Below are 16,844 nucleotides of genomic sequence, written 5' to 3'. Positions count from 1 at the left end.
GTGGCCGGAGACGTCACCCGGACCTATCTGGCCGCGGCCGTGGGCCTGGTGGTCGTGGGCTGGCTCGCCGCCTGCGCCGAGACCGCGCTGGCCCGCGTCTCGCGGTGGCGCGCCGAGCAGGCGGCCAGGGAGGGGCGGCGCGGCGGCGCGAAACTGCTGGTCGTCGCCGCCGACCCGACGCGCTACCTCAATGTCGCGCTGCTGGTCCGGGTCGCCAGCGAGATGGCCGCGGCCGTCCTGGTCACCCTGGTGTGCGCCGAGTCGTTCGACGAGAACTGGGAGGTGCTGCTCACCGCGATCGGCGCGATGGTCCTCGTGTCCTATGTCGCCGTCGGCGTCTCCCCGCGCACCATCGGCCGCCAGCACCCGCTGACCACCGCCACCGTCGCCGCGTACGCGCTGGTGCCGCTGGCCAGGATCATGGGGCCGGTCCCGCGGCTGCTGATCCTGCTCGGCAACGCGCTCACCCCGGGCAAGGGCTTCCGGCACGGCCCGTTCGCCTCCGAGGCCGAACTGCGGGCCGTGGTGGACCTCGCGGAGAAGGACGCCCTGATCGAGGACGACGAGCGCCGCATGGTGCACTCGGTGTTCGAGCTCGGCGACACCATCGTCCGCGAGGTGATGGTGCCCCGCACCGACCTGGTGATGATCGAGCGGTTCAAGACCATCCGCCAGGCCCTCACCCTCGCCCTGCGCAGCGGCTTCTCCCGCATCCCGGTCACCGGCGACAACGAGGACGACGTGGTCGGCGTGGTCTACCTCAAGGACCTGGTGCGCCGCACCCACGTCAGCCGCGACGCCGAGGGCGAGCTGGTCACCACCGTGATGCGGCCCGCCGTCTTCGTGCCCGACACCAAGGCCGCGGCCGACCTGCTGCGGGAGATGCAGCGCGACCGCAACCACGTCGCCGTCGTCATCGACGAGTACGGCGGCACCGCGGGCATCGTCACCATCGAGGACATCCTGGAGGAGATCGTCGGCGAGATCACCGACGAGTACGACCGGGAGATCCCGCCCGTGGAGGAGCTCGGCGACGGCGAGTACCGCGTCACCGCCCGCCTGTCCATCGAGGACCTCGGCGACCTGTACGGCATCGAGCTCGACGACGAGGACGTGGAGACCGTCGGCGGGCTGCTCGCCAAGGCGCTCGGCAAGGTGCCCATCCCCGGCGCCACCGCCGTGGTGGAGGGCATCCGGCTCACCGCGGAGAGCGTGGCGGGCCGCAGGAACCGCATCGGGACCGTCCTGGTCCGCCGCGAGCCCGGACCCGAGCCGGAGCTCACCGCGCGGGCGGCGCAGGACGGCGAGTGAGGCGGGCGTGGCGCGAGGCGGGACGGCGGCGCACCCGCGGCGGGGCGCCCCGGCGCGGCGCCTAAGCTCACCGGCATGACCAACGCCAACACCCCCGAGCCGGCCCTCGACCCCGAGGACCGCAAGATCCTCACCCTGGCCCGCTCCGCCCGCGCCCGCAACTCCGCAGCCGAGGGCGCGGCCGTGCGCGACGAGACCGGCCGCACCTACGTGGCCACCACCGTGGCCCTGGACTCGCTGCGGCTTTCCGCGCTGCGCACCGCCGTGGCGATGGCCGTGGCCAGCGGCGCCCGCGGCCTGGAGGCCGCCGCCGTGGTCACCGAGGCGGACGCGGCGGACGAGGCCGACCTCGCCGCCGTGCGGGACCTGGGCGGGCCCGGCACGCCGCTGCTGCTCGCCGGGCCCGACGGGGCGGTGCGGGCGACGGCCACCGCGTGAGCGCCGCGGGCCCCGCGGGCCACCGGGGAGCGGGGGAGGGCCGGGAATCGGCGACAATGGTGCCCATGAGCGTTCCCCCCTCCTCGAACCCCGCCGACCCCGCCCCGCACCGCGCGGGCTTCGCCTGCTTCGTCGGGCGGCCCAACGCCGGCAAGTCCACTCTCACGAACGCTCTGGTGGGCACCAAGGTCGCCATCACCTCGGGCCGTCCGCAGACCACCCGGCACACGGTCCGCGGCATCGTGCACCGCCCGGACGCGCAGCTCGTCCTGGTGGACACCCCCGGCCTGCACAAACCCCGCACCCTGCTGGGCGAGCGGCTGAACGACCTGGTCCGCTCCACCTGGGCGGAGGTGGACGTGATCGGGTTCTGCCTGCCCGCGGACCAGAAGGTCGGGCCCGGCGACCGCTACATCGCCAAGGAGCTCGCCGAGATCAAGCGCACCCCGAAGGTCGCCGTGGTCACCAAGACGGACCTGGTGGACTCGGCGACCCTCGCGGAGCGGCTGATCGCGGTGGACCAGCTCGGCAAGGAGCTGGGCTTCGAGTGGGCGGAGATCGTGCCGGTGTCCGCGGTGGCGGACCGGCAGGTCGGGCTGCTGGCGGACCTGCTGGCGCCGCTGATGCCGGAGAGCCCGCCGCTGTACCCCGGCGGCGACCTGACGGACGAGCCGGAGCAGGTGATGGTCGCGGAGCTGATCCGCGAGGCCGCGCTGGAGGGCGTGCGGGACGAGCTGCCGCACTCCCTCGCGGTGGTCGTCGAGGAGATGATCCCGCGGGAGGACCGCCCGGCGGACCGCCCGCTGCTGGACATCCACGCGAACGTCTTCATCGAGCGGCCCAGCCAGAAGGCGATCGTGATCGGCGCCAAGGGCGCCCGGCTGAGGGAGGTGGGCACCAAGGCCCGCCACCAGATCGAGGCGCTGCTGGGCACGCCGGTCTTCCTCGACCTGCATGTGAAGGTCGCCAAGGACTGGCAGCGCGACCCCAAGCAGCTCCGGCGCCTGGGCTTCTGAGCCGGTCCGCCGCGCCGCCGCCGTCCGGGTCGCCACCGCACCGCGGCGGCGGCCGGGCGGCCCGCGGGGCCGCGTCCCCGCGGGCCCGGGCCCTCAGGCCCGTGCCGCCCTCAGCGTGGCGGAGACCAGCTCCGCCACGGCCTCGGGCACGTCCGGGTCGGCGAAGTGCACCGTCCGGCCGTCGATCGTGATCGCGTAGCGGAAGCCGTCCGGGGTGCCCTGGACCGGGGCGGGCGAACCGTTGGCCAGCGCCTTCTCCGCGAGCGCGTGCCAGCGGTCCGCGTCCGGGCGGCAGGCGGTGTCCAGTGAGGCGGTGCGCGTGAGGCCGGCGAAGCCTCCGGTTTGCTTGACCTGTAGCCGCATGGTTTCCCTCCGCTTTCGCGCCTTCCCCGCCACGGGGTCGCCCATGCCGCTACGCCGGCTCGGCCACCTGGACGCCGACGCCGACGTCGGACCACGCCTTGGCCACCGCCTGCTGCTCCACGCCCTTGCCGTACCTGGCCTCGGCGGCGGCCACGGTCAGGGCCGCGAAGGTGGCGAAGTCCGCGGTCGGGAGGAGCCGGCCGCCGGTCAGCACGTCGTACCAGACCTGCCCCGCCTTCTCCCAGGCGTTGCCGCCCAGCGCGGTGGCCGCCAGGTAGAAGGCGTGGTTGGGGATGCCGGAGTTGATGTGCACACCGCCGTTGTCGTCGACGGTGTCCACGTAGTCGTCCATGTGGGCGGGCTGCGGGTCCTTGCCCAGCACGTCGTCGTCGTACGCGGTGCCCGGCGCCTTCAGCGAGCGCAGCGCCACGCCCTCCACCTCGGAGGTGAGCAGCTCCGCCCCGATCAGCCAGTCGGCCTCCTCGGCGCCCTGCCCGCGCGCGTACTGCTTGACCAGCGAGCCGAACACGTCGGACACCGACTCGTTCAGCGCCCCGGGCTGCCCCTGGTAGACGAGGTTGGCGGTGTACTGGGTGACGCCGTGGGTCAGCTCGTGGCCGATCACGTCCAGCGCGCGGGTGAAGTCCTGGAAGATCTCCCCGTCCCCGTCGCCGAAGACCATCTGCTCGCCGTCCCAGAACGCGTTCATGTACTTGCGGCCGTAGTGGACCGTGGCGTTCAGGGGGAGGCCGGAGCCGTCGATGGAGTTGCGGGAGTACACGTCGAGGAACAGCTTGAAGGTGTCCCCGAGCCCGTCGTAGGCGCGGTTGACGGACTCGTCCGCCACCGGGTCCTGGCCCTCGGTGCGCACCACTTTCCCGGGCAGCCGCTGGCGCTGCTCGGCGTCGCCGATCGTGCGGTTCGGGTTGGCGTCGGCCTCCTGCCGCTGGGCCGGGAGGGACAGGGCGCGGACGACCTCGAGGCGGCGGTCGCGGTGGGCGACGTCCATCCGCATGGCGCTGCGGGCGGCGTCCTGGACAGCGGGGTTTCCGGTGTCGGCCAGGTGCTTGAGCAGGTGCGGCGGTACGATGCCGCAGAAAGCGTGCTTCGCGTTCATGTCACCCACGGTGTCAGACGGAGTACGCTGTGTCGCCCGATCCGGCGAGATTCCCGAAAAGAGATGAAAAACGCTCCGGTTGTGCATAGGCGCCGGACGCGCCCCCGGCACCGCCGCGCGCCGGCGTCGGCCCGGCCCGCCCGCGCCGACCGCCCGCGCCGGCCGCCCGTACCGACTGTCCGCATAGTGGGAAGCCCGCGTCCGCCCCTGGGGCGCCCGCCGGTCGTGGGTTAGGCTGCCAGACGTCATGCGTCCAGGGCTGCTCCTTCTTAGCTGCCGCGGCGAGGGCCTGTAGAGGCTGACTCCTCGCCGCGGAGTCCGGCGTGTCCCACCGCCGCCGTCGGCCGTCGCAGCCCCCTCGTACGCAGGAGTTCCTCCATGGCTTCCACCCCTTCCGTAGGCCGTCCCACGCCCATCACGGCGCACAGCGTCACCCAGCGGCCCTCCGGGATGCCGATCGGCCGCTACCAGCCGTTCCAGCCCGTGGCGCTGCCCGACAGGACCTGGCCGGACAAGCGGATCACCACCGCGCCCCGCTGGCTGTCCACCGATCTGCGCGACGGCAACCAGGCGCTGATCGACCCGATGTCCCCGGCCCGCAAGCGGGCGATGTTCGACATGCTGGTGTCGATGGGCTACAAGGAGATCGAGGTCGGGTTCCCCTCCTCCGGGCAGACCGACTTCGACTTCGTCCGCTCCATCGTCGAGGAGGGGGCGATCCCGGAGGACGTCACCATCTCGGTGCTGACGCAGGCGCGCGAGGAGCTGATCGAGCGCACGGTGGAGTCCCTGGTCGGCGCCCCGCGCGCGACCGTCCACCTGTACAACGCGACCGCGCCGCTGTTCCGCCGGGTGGTGTTCCGCAACGACCGGGAGGCCACCAAGGCGATCGCCACCGACGGCACCCGCCTGGTGATGGAGTACGCGGAGAAGCTGCTGGGCGAGGAGACCGTCTTCGGCTACCAGTACTCGCCGGAGATCTTCGTGGACACCGAGCTGGAGTTCGCGCTGGAGGTCTGCGAGGCGGTGATGGACGTCTGGCAGCCCGAGGAGGGCCGCGAGATCATCCTGAACCTGCCCGCCACCATCGAGCGGGCCACCCCGAACGTCCACGCCGACCAGTTCGAGTGGATGTCGCGGAACCTCACCCGGCGCGAGTTCGTGTGCCTGTCCACCCACCCGCACAACGACCGCGGCACGGCCGTGGCCAGCGCCGAGCTGGCCGTCATGGCCGGCGCCGACCGCGTCGAGGGCTGCCTGTTCGGGCAGGGCGAGCGCACCGGCAACGTGGACCTGGTCACGCTGGGCATGAACCTGTTCAGCCAGGGCGTGGACCCGCAGATCGACTTCTCGCGGATCGACGAGATCCGGCGCACCGCCGAGTACTGCAACCAGATGGAGGTCCACCCGCGCCACCCGTACGCGGGCGACCTGGTGTACACCGCGTTCTCCGGCTCCCACCAGGACGCGATCAAGAAGGGCTTCGAGGCGCTGGAGGCCGAGGCGGCCGAGCGCGGCGTCCCGGTGGACGAGATGCCGTGGGCGGTGCCCTACCTGCCGATCGACCCCAAGGACGTGGGCCGCTCCTACGAGGCGGTCATCCGGGTGAACTCCCAGTCCGGCAAGGGCGGCGTCGCGTACGTGCTGAAGAACGAGCACAAGCTGGACCTGCCGCGCCGGATGCAGATCGAGTTCTCGAGGATCATCCAGGCGAAGACGGACGCCGACGGCGGGGAGATCACCCCGGCCCAGATCTGGGAGATCTTCCGCGACGAGTACCTGCCCACCCCGGACAACCCGTGGGGCCGCATCTCCCTGTCCTCCCACCAGGCGTCCACCACCGTGGACGGCCGGGACTCGCTGACCGTCGAGGCCGTGGTGGACGGCGAGCCCGCGGTGCTGACCGGCACCGGCAACGGCCCGATCGCCGCCTTCTTCGACGCGTTGACCGCGGTCGGCGTGGACGTGCGGCTGCTGGACTACGCCGAGCACACCCAGAGCGAGGGCGCCGACGCCAAGGCCGCCGCGTACATCGAGTGCGTCATCGAGGGCCAGGTGCTGTGGGGCGTCGGCATCGACGCGAACATCGTCCGCGCCTCCCTGAAGGCCGTGGTGAGCGCGGTGAACCGGGCCGACCGCCACCGCCGCTGAGCCGTGGGCGCGGGCCCGGCTCCACCCGCCGGGCCCGCGCCGCCCCGCCGCCACGCGGTGGCGCGCCAGCGGGTTTTCGGCTCCGTTTTGGCTTGAACTTCCGTGTAGGTGGTACTGACTCGCTGTCACTTGTATGGCACCATCACGCCACCGGCACCGTTGCCGAAGCGTTATCGGACACCGTCCGAGCGCCCGGTGTCAGCCGCGTGGGTGCCGGAGAGAGGGCGCGAGGCGGGGAGTGTCTTGTTGCAGATCTGGGGTCTGTGCATCTGGGGCGTGCGCACCGCGTGGCGCACCGAGTCCGACGGGGAGTTCTACTGCCCGGAGTGCGGCGGCGACCGCAGCTACCGCAGGCGGGGAGGCATACGAAGACTGACCGTGCTCGGCGTTCCGCTGCTGCGGCGGGGGTCGGCGGGCAGCGTGGTGGAGTGCTCGGGCTGCCGGACCCGCTACGGCCTGGAGGCGCTGGAGCGCCCCACCAGCACCCGCTTCTCCGCCATGCTGCGCGACGCCGCCTACACGGTCGCGCTCGCGGTGCTGGTGGCCGGCGGGGCGAACAGCCGCAGGGCGCGGCAGGCCGCGACGGACTCGGTGCGCGGGGCCGGGTTCACCGACTGCGCGCCCGAGCAGTTCGACGCGATGCTGGAGGCGCTCACCGAGAGCACCGGCGGGACCGCGGCGCTCGAGTACGAGGACGCCATCGACGGCTGCGGGAGCTGGCTGTCCATCGAGCTCCACGAGGTGCTGGAGCCGCTGGCGGAGCACCTGGCGCCGCAGGGCCGCGAGCGGATCCTGCTGGAGGGGGCGCGGATCGCCCTCGCGGACGGCCCCTATCTGCCGGCGGAGCGCGACGCCCTCACCGCGATCGGCCGGTGCCTGCTGATGACTCCGGAGAACACCCAGCGGGTGCTGGAGCGGGCGGAGCGGGCGCGGTCCTGAGCCGGGCGGCTGCGGCACGGGGCCGGGGAAACGGTTCGCCTCGGCGGTGCCCGCGGCGCGTCCCCGGCGCGGTCCCGTGTCCCGCCGGGTACCCCCCGGGAGTACTCCCCGGGGAGTAGCGGCGCCCCGGGGACGCCGCCGGCAGTAGGCGGCGGTTCCGACGTGCGCGCGACGCCGCGGCCGTCGCGCACCGGAAGTGTGGGCGGCATGGAAACCGCAGCTTCCCGCCCGCCCCGGCACGGCCCCTCCCGCCGGGCCGTGCCCTGGCTCGTCGTCGCCGTCTGGGCACTGGTCCTCGCCGTCGCCGTGCCCTTCGCCGGGCAGCTCGCCGGCGTCCAGCGCGACGACGCCGTGGACTACCTGCCCGCGGGCGCCGACTCCACCGAGGTCGCCCGCCTCCAGGGCGCCCTGCCCGGCGGCGACACCATCGACCTGGTCCTCGTCTACCACCGCGACGGCGGGCTCACCGAGGCCGACCGCGCCGCCGCCCGCCGCCATGTCGCGGACGTCGCCGAGGCCCACGAGCTCGCCGGGAACCGGCCGCCGCGCCCCGTCCCCGCCCGCGACGGCGCCACCGAGATGTACCCGCTGTCCCTGGCCGAGCGGCCCGGCCAGGACCAGGACGAGGCGGTGGCCGACGCCGTCGCCGACGTGCGGGAGCGGGTCGCCGGGCACCCCGAGGGGCTGAGCGTGCGGGTCGGCGGCCCGGGGGCGCTCGGCGCCGACGCGGTGGAGGTCTTCGAGGGCATCGACGGCCTGCTGCTGCTCGCCACCGTGCTCGTCGTGGCGGTGCTGCTGGTGCTCACCTACCGCAGCCCTGTGCTGTGGCTGGTGCCGCTGCTCGCCGTGGGCGTCGCCGCGGTCGCCGCGCGGGCCGTCGTCCACGCGCTCGTGCAGGCGTTCGACCTGACCGTCACCACGCAGAGCGCCTCCATCATGACCGTCCTGGTGTTCGGCGCGGGCACCGACTACGCGCTGCTGCTGGTCGCCCGCTACCGCGAGGAGCTGCGCCGCGTCCCGCTGCCCCACGACGCCATGCGGGCCGCCCTGCGCGGCTGCGGCCCCGCCGTGCTCGCCTCCTCCGGCACGGTCGCCGCGGGGCTGCTGTGCCTGCTCGCCGCCGACCTCAACAGCAGCCGGGGCCTGGGCCCGGTCGGCGCCGTCGGCGTGGTGTGCGCCCTCGCCGCCATGACCACGCTGCTGCCCGCCCTGCTGGTGCTGCTGGGACGGCGGGTGTTCTGGCCGCTGGTCCCCGCGTACGGCGGCGAACCCAAGCGGCGGCGCAGCCTGTTCGCCGCGATGGGCGGCTCCGCCGACCGCCGCCCCGGCCCGGTCCTCGCCGGCGGCGGGCTGCTGCTGGCCGTCCTGGCCCTGGGCACGCTCGCCCTGCCCGGCACCCTCAGGGAGGGCGACGCGTTCACCTCGGAACCGGAGTCCGTCGCCGCGGCGCGGACCCTCGCCGCGGCCTTCCCCGAGCGCGCGAGCGAGCCGCTGGCCGTGCTCGCCCGCACCGGCGACGCGGACCGGGTGGCGGCGCTGGCACGGGCCACCGAGGGCGTCGCCGCGGCCGAGCAGGTCCGCTCCGGCGGCGACTGGACCGAGATCGCCGTCACCGCCCGGGACCCCGCGGAGTCGCCGGGCGAGACCCGCACCGTCATCCGGCTGCGGGACCGGCTCGACGGCGCCGGTCTGCGCGCCCACGTGGGCGGCACCACCGCCCAGCAGCTCGACCTGAAGGACGCCAACGCCCGGGACCGGGTGGTCGTCATCCCCCTGGTGCTCGCCGCCGTGCTGCTGATCCTCACCGCGCTGCTGCGCAGCCTGGCTGCCCCGCTGCTGCTCCTGACGGCGGTGGTGGCCGTGTGGGGCGCCTCCCTCGGCCTCGGCGGACTGCTGTTCGAGCCGGCGTTCGGGTTCTCCGGGATCGACCCGTCGCTGCCGCTGCTGTCCTTCGTGTTCCTGGTGGCGCTCGGCGTGGACTACGGCATCTTCCTGATGCACCGGATGCGCGAGGAGACCCTCTCCGGCGCCGACCCGCGCCGGGCCGCCCTGACCGCGCTGCGCACCACGGGCGGGGTGATCGCCTCGGCCGGGCTGGTGCTGGCGGCGACGTTCGCCGTCCTGATGTCGCTGCCGCTGGTGATGATGGTGGAGATGGGGTTCGTGGTGGCGGTGGGGGTGCTGCTGGACACCTTCCTCGTGCGCACGTACCTGGTCACCTCGGCGACGCTGCTGCTGGGGGAGCGGGTGTGGTGGCCGGCATCGCCGTCCCGGGCCGCGCCCGGCGCGCCCCGGGCGAGGTCGGCGACGGGCCCCGGCGCGGCCTCCGGGGCGCCCGGCCCCGCGGGCCCGGCGGGCGGACCCGTCCCCGGGAACACCCCGTCCACCCCCGCCCCCGGGTAGGCTCCGCCCCCACGCCCCCGCCGTCCCGCCACACGCCACCGTCCCGCCACCACGAAGAAGGGGACCCACCGTGCACGCCCACCGATGGGAGCGCCCGCTGCGCGCGGCCGGCCGTGTCCTCGTCGGCCGACCGGGCGACGGCCCCTGGTCCGACGCCCCCCTCACCGCGCACGTGCTGGCCGTGCAGACCGTCATCGGGCTGCTGGCCCAGGACGGGCGCAGGCCCGACGCCGCCGGGTGGGTGCTGCTCACCGCGTGCGCGCTGCCGCTGCTGGCCCGGCGCCGCCGTCCGCTGGCGGTGCTGGTGGCGGTGCTGGCCGCGGTCGTGCCGTACCACGTCCTGGACAACGAGCACTCCGCCCCGCTCCCGGCCACCGTGATCGCGATCTACACGGCGGCGAGGTACGGCAGCCGCAGGCGCTCCTGGGCGCTGGCGGCCGGGCTCGTCGCCCTGGTGGCCGGGGTGATGACGGTGGCGGCGCCGGACCACCGGGTGGAGATCGGGCGCAGCTCGGGGTGGATCCTGGCGGTCGTGGCGTTCGGCGAGGCGGTGCGGTCCCACCGCACCTACCTGGCCGCCGTGGTGGACCGGGCGGAGCGGGCAGAGCGGACCCGGGAGGAGGAGGCCGCGCGGCGGGTCGCCGAGGAGCGGCTGCGGATCGCCCGCGACCTGCACGACCTGCTGGCGCACAGCATCACGCTGATCGGCGTCCAGGCGTCGGTGGCCGCGCACCTGCTGGTGGCGGACCCGGAGCGGCTGGACCGGGGGAACCTCGCCGAGTGCCTGGAGACGATCTCCGACACGTGCCGCGACGCCAGGTCGGAGCTGCGGGCGACCCTGGCCGTGCTGCGGCAGGGCGAGCCGGAGCCGAAGGGCGCCCTGCCGGCACCCGCGGCGATAGCGGGCCTGGCCGACGCCGTGCGGGCCACCGGCGTGCGGGTCGAGGTCACCGTGCCCCGGGAGCCGGTGCCGCCCGCGGTGGGCGCCGCCGCGTACCGCATCGTCCAGGAGGCGCTGACGAACGTGGTCAAGCACGCGGGGGCGTCCCGCGCCGCGGTGGAGGTGGTCCGGGAGCCCGGGGCGCTGCGGGTCGCCGTGACCGACGACGGGCGGGGCGGCGCGGCGGCGGGCGGCGGCTACGGCATCCTCGGCATGACCGAGCGCGCCCGCAGCGTCGGCGGGACGCTGCGGGCGGGGCCCGGGCCGCACGGGGGCTTCGCGGTCGCCGCGACGCTGCCGCTGCCGGACCCGGGGGAGGAGCCCCGGGCGCCCTGACGGCGGCGGGACGGGGAGCGGGGCACGGGGCACGGGGGACCGGGGAACAGGGAACGGGGAACGGGGAGCGGGGACGGACACGTGACGATACGGGTGCTGCTGGCCGACGACCAGACGCTGGTGCGGGCGGCGTTCGCCATGCTGGTGGCGTCGGCCGCGGACATGGAGGTCGTGGGCGAGGCGGCGACGGGCCGGGAGGCGGTGGAGCTGGCGCGCTCCTGCCGCGCCGACGTCGTCGTGATGGACATCCGCATGCCGGACCTGGACGGCATCGAGGCGACCCGGCACATCGCCGCGGACGAGGACCTGGCGGGGGTGCGGGTGCTGGTGCTCACCACGTACGACACCGACGAGCACGTCCTGGCCGCGCTGCGCGCCGGGGCCAGCGGCTTCCTGGTGAAGGACACCAGGCCCGCCGAGCTGCTCGAGGCCATCCGCACCGTGGCCGCGGGCGAGGCGCTGCTCTCCCCCGGCCCCACCGCCCGGCTGATCGCCCGGGTGCTGCGGCTGCCCGACGAGGCGCCCGCCGCCGTGTCCGCGCCCGGCCGGCTGGAGGTGCTGTCGGCGCGGGAGCGGCAGGTGCTCGCCCTGGTCGCCAGGGGGCTGACCAACGCCGAGGTCGCCGAGGCGCTCTCGCTCAGCCCGCTCACCGCGAAGACCCACGTCAGCCGCATCATGGCGAAGCTGGCCGCGCGGGACCGCGCCCAGTTGGTGATCGCCGCGTACGAGTCGGGGCTCGTCACCCCGGGGGCGGCCGGGTGAGGCGCCGGCCGCGCGGTGGGAGACAATGAATCCGTGACCAACCCAGCCGACCCGCGCCCCGGAGCCCTTGGGGCCCGCTTCGGTGGAGGGCGCGGCGCATGAGCCTGTTCCGCGACGACGGTGTGGTGCTGCGCACCCAGAAGCTCGGCGAGGCCGACCGGATCATCACCCTGCTCACCCGCCAGCACGGCCGGGTGCGGGCCGTGGCCCGCGGGGTGCGGCGCACCAAGTCCAAGTTCGGGGCCCGCCTGGAGCCGTTCTCGCACGTGGACGTGCAGTTCTTCGCGCGCGGCAGCGACCTGGTCGGCCGCCATCTGCCGCTGTGCACCCAGGTGGAGACCATCGCCCCGTTCGGCGGCACGATCGTCGCCGACTACGCCAGGTACACGGCGGGCACGGCGATGCTGGAGACCGCCGAGCGGTTCACCGAGAACGAGGGCGAGCCCGCCGTCCAGCAGTACCTGCTGCTCGTCGGCGCGCTGCGCACCCTGGCCTCCGGCGCCCACGAGCCCGGCCTGGTGCTGGACGCGTTCCTGCTGCGCTCGCTCGCGGTGAACGGGTACGCGCCGAGCTTCGACGACTGCGCGAAGTGCGGGCTGCCCGGGCCGAACCGCTTCTTCTCGGTCGTCTCCGGCGGCTGTGTGTGCGCGCAGTGCAGAGTCCCGGGCAGCGTCGTACCCTCCCCGGAGACCCTGGAGCTGCTGGGAGCCCTCCTGGCCGGGGACTGGGAGACGGCGGACGCGTGTGAGCCGCGCTTCTGCCGCGAGGGCAGCGGTATGGTCGCCGCCTACCTTCAGTGGCATCTCGAGCGGGGCCTCCGCTCGCTGAGATTCGTGGAGAAGTAACGCATGGCACGTAGCGGGATCTTCAGCCGTCAGCGTCGCGAGTACGTGCCGCCCGACCCGCACCCCTCCGGCGCCCGGCCGCCGAAGCTGCCGGGGGAGCTGGTCCCCAACCACGTGGCCATCGTCATGGACGGCAACGGCCGCTGGGCCAAGCAGCGCAACCTGCCGCGCACCGAGGGCCACAAGGTGGGCGAGGCCGTGGTGCTCGACGTGGTCAAGGGCTGCATCGAGATCGGGGTCCGCAACCTGTCGGTGTACGCGTTCTCCACCGAGAACTGGAGGCGCTCACCGGACGAGGTGCGCTTCCTGATGAACTTCAACCGCGATGTGATCCGCCGCCGCCGCGAGGAGCTGGGGGCGCTGGGCGTGCGCATCCGCTGGGCGGGCCGGATGCCCAAGCTGTGGAAGAGCGTGGTGCACGAGCTCCAGATAGCGGAGGAGCACACCCGCGACAACGACCTGATGACGCTGTACATGTGCGTCAACTACGGCGGGCGGGCCGAGATCGCCGACGCGGCGGCGGCGATCGCCAGGGAGGTGGCCGCGGGCCGCCTGGACCCGTCGAAGGTCAACGAGAAGATGTTCGCGAAGTACCTGTACTTCCCCGACATGCCGGACGTGGACCTGTTCATCCGGCCCTCGGGGGAGCAGCGGACCTCGAACTACCTGATATGGCAGTCCGCGTACGCCGAGATGGTGTTCCAGGACGTGCTCTGGCCGGATTTCGACCGCAGGAACCTGTGGGCGGCCTGCCAGGAGTACGCCTCCCGGGACCGCCGCTACGGCGGTGCGCTGCCGAACCAGGTGGACGGCCACGGGCGGGCCCAGTAGCGGCCCCGCCCGCCCGCGGGTGACGTACTGCCGCGGGTGACGTACGGTCGCGGACGACGTACGGCGAGGGGCGCGGCCCGCGCGGGCCGCGCCCCCGTGCGCCGGGGCGCCCGCGCCGGCTCAGTCCGTCGCGGCGCAGCTCGCGCAGGTCCCGAAGATCTCCAGGGTGTGGGCCACGTCCACGAAGCCGTGCTCCGCCGCCACCGTGTCCGCCCACTTCTCCACGGCCGGGCCCTCGACCTCGACCGTCCGGCCGCAGGAGCGGCACACCAGGTGGTGGTGGTGCCCCCGGCTGCACCGCCGGTACATCGCCTCGCCCTCGTCCGTGCGCAGCACGTCCACCTCGCCGGCGTCGGCCAGGGACTGGAGGGTGCGGTAGACGGTGGTCAGGCCCACCGAGTCGCCGCGGTGCTTGAGCAGGTCGTGCAGCTCCTGGGCGCTGCGGAACTCGTCGACCTCCTCCAGCGCGGACGCGACCGCGGCGCGCTGCCGGGTCGCCCGGCCGCGTGCCGGGGGCTTGGCGGCGGTGTTCACCGATTCTCCTCCTCGGACCTCAGGCTCCGGTGGGCGGTGCTCCGGGACATTGTGCCAGTGAGCCCGCCCTGCACGTGTACGTCGTCCTCGGCCGAGGGCGCGGGGCCGTGCGCGCCGGGCTCGTCCGGCGGTTCCGCGCGCCGGGCCCGCATGGCGGCGAGCGGCGTGGCGAGCGCCGTCACCACCAGGAAGACGGCGATGGCGAACACCACGATGGTGGCACCGGAGGGCGCGTCCATGTAGTAGGTGGAGACGGTTCCGGACAGGGTGACCGCGATGCCGATGCCGACGGAGGCGGCCATGGTGGCGGCGAACGACCGGGTGAGCTGCTGCGCCGCGGCGACCGGCACCACCATCAGCGCGCTGACCAGCAGCAGGCCGACCACCCGCATGGCCACGGTGACGGTGACCGCGGCGGTGACCGCGAGCAGGATGTTCAGGGCCCGCACCGGCAGCCCGGTCACCCGGGCGAACTCCTCGTCCTGGCAGACGGCGAACAACTGCCTGCGCAGCCCCAGCGTCACCGCCACCACCAGCAGCGCCAGCACGGTGATCACCACCACGTCCTCCTCGGAGACGGTGGTGATCGAGCCGAACAGGTAGGACAGCAGCTTGGCGTTGCTGCCGTCCTCCGACATGTTGATCAGCAGCACGCCGCCGGACATGCCGCCGTAGAACAGCATGGCCAGCGCGATGTCGCCCTGCGTCCTGCCGCGGGAGCGGATCAGCTCCATGGCGACGGCGCCGAGGGCGGCGACCAGCACCGCCATCCACACCGGGTTGGCGTTGAGCAGGAAGCCGAGCGCCACGCCGGTCAGCGCCACGTGGCCGATGCCGTCGCCCATGATCGCCTGGCGCCGCTGCACCAGGTAGATGCCGACGGCGGGCGCGGTGATGCCGATCAGGGCGGCGGCGATGAGGGCGCGCTGCATGAACGCGGGCTCGAGGAACTCCAGGGTCATGTCAGCAGCCCCGTCCGGCTCGGTTCCTGCGCGGCGTGCGGGTGGACGTGGTCGTGCCCGGGCAGGGCGTGCTGGCCGGTGGCGGGCGGCGGCGGGCCGTCGTGCACCACGCAGCCGTCCCGCAGCACCACGGCCCGGTCGATCAGCGGCTCCAGGGCGCCCAGCTCGTGCAGCACCAGCAGCACGGTGGTGCCCGCGGCCACCTGGTCGCGCAGCGTGTCGGCCAGCACCCGCTGGCTGGCCAGGTCCACGCCCGCCATCGGCTCGTCCATGATCAGCAGCTCGGGCCCGGCGGTCAGCGCGCGGGCGATCAGCACCCGCTGGTGCTGCCCGCCGGAGAGCGCGTTCACCGAGTCGCCCGCGCGGTCGGCCATGCCCACCAGGGCGAGCGCGCGGTCCACGGCGGCGCGGTCGGCGCGGCCGAGCGGGCGCAGCCTGGAGCGGGAGAGCAGACCGGTGGCGACGACCTCCCGCACGGTCGCGGGCACCCCGCCCGCCGCGGTGGTGCGCTGGGGCACGTACCCGACGCGCCGCCACTGCCGGAAGCGCCGCAGCGGGGTGCCGAACAGGTGCAGCTCGCCGCTGGTCAGCGGTACCTGCCCGACGACCGCCCGGACGGTGGTGGACTTGCCCGAGCCGTTCCCGCCGAGCAGCGCCACCACCTCGCCGTGCCCGACCACCAGGTCCACACCGCGCAGGACGGGCCTGGCGCCGAGCGACGCGGTGGCTCCGCGCAGGGATATGACGGGCTGCCCGCCCGCTCCGTTGCCGCTGACTGCCACTTCGGTCGCTCCTTAGCTCACCCGTTGCCGCCGTGCCGGTACCGCCTTCCCGTCCATCCTCGCCCCTGGACGGCCGCGGGACCGAACCGGGCGGCCGCCCGCGGGGGCTCAGGAGCCGCCGGAGGTGCTCAGGGCCTGCTCGAGGTTCTTCAGGTTCTGCCGCATCACGGAGAAGTAGTTCTCCTTCTCCGGGTCCTGCACGCCCTCCAGCGGGTCCAGGACGGCCGTCTTCAGGCCCAGGTCCTTCGCCAGCGTCTTGGCGGTCTTGGGGCTGGCCAGGGTCTCGAAGAAGACCGTGCTGACCTTCTTCTCCCTGGCGGTCCTCTGGAGGTCGGCGAGGTGGGCGGGGCTCGGCTCGGACTCGGGGTCCACGCCGTTGATCGCCACCTGCTCCAGGTCGTAGCGCTCCGCCAGGTAGCCGAAGGCCGCGTGGCTGGTGATGAAGGTGCGGCTGCGCACGTCCGCCAGGCCGTCCTTGAACTCCTTGTCGAGGGCGTTCAGCTCCTTGACCAGGGCGGCGGTGTTGGCCTTGTAGTCGTCGGCGTGGTCGGGGTCGGTGGCCACCAGCTCGTCGCGGACGCCCTCGGCCACGTCGGCCAGACGGGTCGGGTCGAGCCAGATGTGCGGGTCGCCGCCCTCGTGCGCGTGCTCCTCGCCCTCGTGGCCCTCCTCCTCGTGGCCCTCCTCCTCGTGCCCGGCCTCGGCGTGCTCCTCCAGGTGGGAGTACTCGCTCGCCTCGGCGACGTGCTCGACGCCCGCCTGCTCCACGGCCTCGTCCACGGCGGGCTGGAGGCCCTTGAGGTACACCACCAGGTCGGCCTCGCCGAGCTCGGCGGTCTGGCGGGGGCTGAGCTCCATGTCGTGCGGCTCGACCCCGGGCTTGGTCAGGTTCGTCACCCGCACATGGCTGCCGCCTATGCGCTCGGTGACGTACTCCAGGGGGTAGAAGGAGGCCACCGCGTCCACCTTGCCGTCGCTTCCGCCCCCGCCCCCGTCGCTCCCGCAGGCGGTGAGCGACGTCAGGCACAGCAGGGCGGCTCCCGCCAGGGCGGCGGATATGGCAGGGCGGCTACGTACGTTCATGACAATCATTCTCAACAAAAGTGGAAACGGT

The 16,844-nt window shown here is 74.1% G+C and carries 16 protein-coding genes; 10 read left to right on the top strand and 6 right to left on the bottom strand.

The window, feature by feature from the left end:
• From ACYVO2_RS25350 to era, 3 genes are all read left to right on the top strand, one after another.
• Positions 1-1,311, top strand: coding sequence for a hemolysin family protein (locus tag ACYVO2_RS25350; RefSeq protein ID WP_461010289.1), 1,311 nt, complete (start codon positions 1-3; stop codon positions 1,309-1,311).
• A gap of 75 nt (positions 1,312-1,386) precedes the next feature.
• Positions 1,387-1,749, top strand: a complete 363-nt coding sequence (locus ACYVO2_RS25345; RefSeq protein ID WP_461010288.1) for a cytidine deaminase — start codon at positions 1,387-1,389, stop codon at positions 1,747-1,749.
• 56 nt (positions 1,750-1,805) lie between these two features.
• Positions 1,806-2,765: a GTPase Era gene (gene era, locus ACYVO2_RS25340; protein WP_461010287.1), complete on the top strand. Its 960-nt coding sequence runs from the start codon at positions 1,806-1,808 to the stop codon at positions 2,763-2,765.
• A gap of 93 nt (positions 2,766-2,858) precedes the next feature.
• Here the strand turns inward: era and ACYVO2_RS25335 are convergent, their stop codons facing one another.
• Entirely contained in the window at positions 2,859-3,128 is a 270-nt protein-coding gene (locus ACYVO2_RS25335) for a protealysin inhibitor emfourin (protein WP_461010286.1), read from the bottom strand.
• Between the two features lie 49 nt (positions 3,129-3,177).
• Entirely contained in the window at positions 3,178-4,245 is a 1,068-nt protein-coding gene (locus ACYVO2_RS25330; RefSeq protein ID WP_461010285.1) for a M4 family metallopeptidase, read from the bottom strand.
• A gap of 378 nt (positions 4,246-4,623) precedes the next feature.
• Here ACYVO2_RS25330 and leuA point away from each other — a divergent pair, with 378 nt between their 5' ends.
• The 7 genes from leuA (at position 4,624) to ACYVO2_RS25295 (ending at position 13,452) form a co-directional block, all read left to right on the top strand.
• Complete coding sequence (gene leuA, locus ACYVO2_RS25325) at positions 4,624-6,396, top strand: 2-isopropylmalate synthase (protein WP_461010284.1); 1,773 nt, start codon at positions 4,624-4,626, stop codon at positions 6,394-6,396.
• A gap of 243 nt (positions 6,397-6,639) precedes the next feature.
• Positions 6,640-7,335 carry a TerB family tellurite resistance protein gene (locus ACYVO2_RS25320; RefSeq protein WP_461010283.1) on the top strand — a complete coding sequence of 232 codons (696 nt, stop codon included), beginning with the start codon at positions 6,640-6,642 and terminating at the stop codon, positions 7,333-7,335.
• Positions 7,336-7,542: 207 nt separating this feature from the next.
• Positions 7,543-9,738 carry an MMPL family transporter gene (locus ACYVO2_RS25315; protein WP_461010282.1) on the top strand — a complete coding sequence of 732 codons (2,196 nt, stop codon included), beginning with the start codon at positions 7,543-7,545 and terminating at the stop codon, positions 9,736-9,738.
• A 70-nt stretch (positions 9,739-9,808) separates the two neighbouring features.
• Positions 9,809-11,014: a sensor histidine kinase gene (locus ACYVO2_RS25310; RefSeq protein ID WP_461010281.1), complete on the top strand. Its 1,206-nt coding sequence runs from the start codon at positions 9,809-9,811 to the stop codon at positions 11,012-11,014.
• 81 nt (positions 11,015-11,095) lie between these two features.
• Entirely contained in the window at positions 11,096-11,776 is a 681-nt protein-coding gene (locus ACYVO2_RS25305; RefSeq protein WP_461010280.1) for a response regulator transcription factor, read from the top strand.
• A 98-nt stretch (positions 11,777-11,874) separates the two neighbouring features.
• Entirely contained in the window at positions 11,875-12,621 is a 747-nt protein-coding gene (gene recO / locus ACYVO2_RS25300; RefSeq protein WP_461010279.1) for a DNA repair protein RecO, read from the top strand.
• A gap of 3 nt (positions 12,622-12,624) precedes the next feature.
• Entirely contained in the window at positions 12,625-13,452 is an 828-nt protein-coding gene (locus ACYVO2_RS25295; RefSeq protein ID WP_461010278.1) for an isoprenyl transferase, read from the top strand.
• A gap of 120 nt (positions 13,453-13,572) precedes the next feature.
• Here ACYVO2_RS25295 and ACYVO2_RS25290 read toward each other — a convergent pair whose 3' ends face one another.
• The 4 genes from ACYVO2_RS25290 to ACYVO2_RS25275 all read right to left on the bottom strand — a co-directional run bounded on the left by ACYVO2_RS25290 (position 13,573) and on the right by ACYVO2_RS25275 (position 16,813).
• Positions 13,573-13,986 (bottom strand): Fur family transcriptional regulator, encoded by a 414-nt coding sequence (locus tag ACYVO2_RS25290; RefSeq protein WP_461010277.1) that lies wholly within the window; start codon positions 13,984-13,986, stop codon positions 13,573-13,575.
• Positions 13,983-14,948: a metal ABC transporter permease gene (locus tag ACYVO2_RS25285; RefSeq protein WP_461010276.1), complete on the bottom strand. Its 966-nt coding sequence runs from the start codon at positions 14,946-14,948 to the stop codon at positions 13,983-13,985. Before ACYVO2_RS25285 ends, ACYVO2_RS25290 begins: the two co-directional genes overlap by 4 nt.
• Positions 14,945-15,730, bottom strand: coding sequence for a metal ABC transporter ATP-binding protein (locus ACYVO2_RS25280; protein WP_461010275.1), 786 nt, complete (start codon positions 15,728-15,730; stop codon positions 14,945-14,947). The genes ACYVO2_RS25285 and ACYVO2_RS25280 overlap by 4 nt, the downstream gene beginning before the upstream one ends.
• Before the next feature lie 108 nt (positions 15,731-15,838).
• Positions 15,839-16,813, bottom strand: coding sequence for a metal ABC transporter substrate-binding protein (locus tag ACYVO2_RS25275; RefSeq protein ID WP_461010274.1), 975 nt, complete (start codon positions 16,811-16,813; stop codon positions 15,839-15,841).
• Between the last annotated feature and the right edge of the window lie 31 nt (positions 16,814-16,844).

This window comes from Streptomyces capparidis (assembly GCF_054782095.1).
The sequence above is the reverse complement of the archived record's forward strand: the minus strand, read 5'-3'. Positions and strand labels throughout refer to the sequence as shown.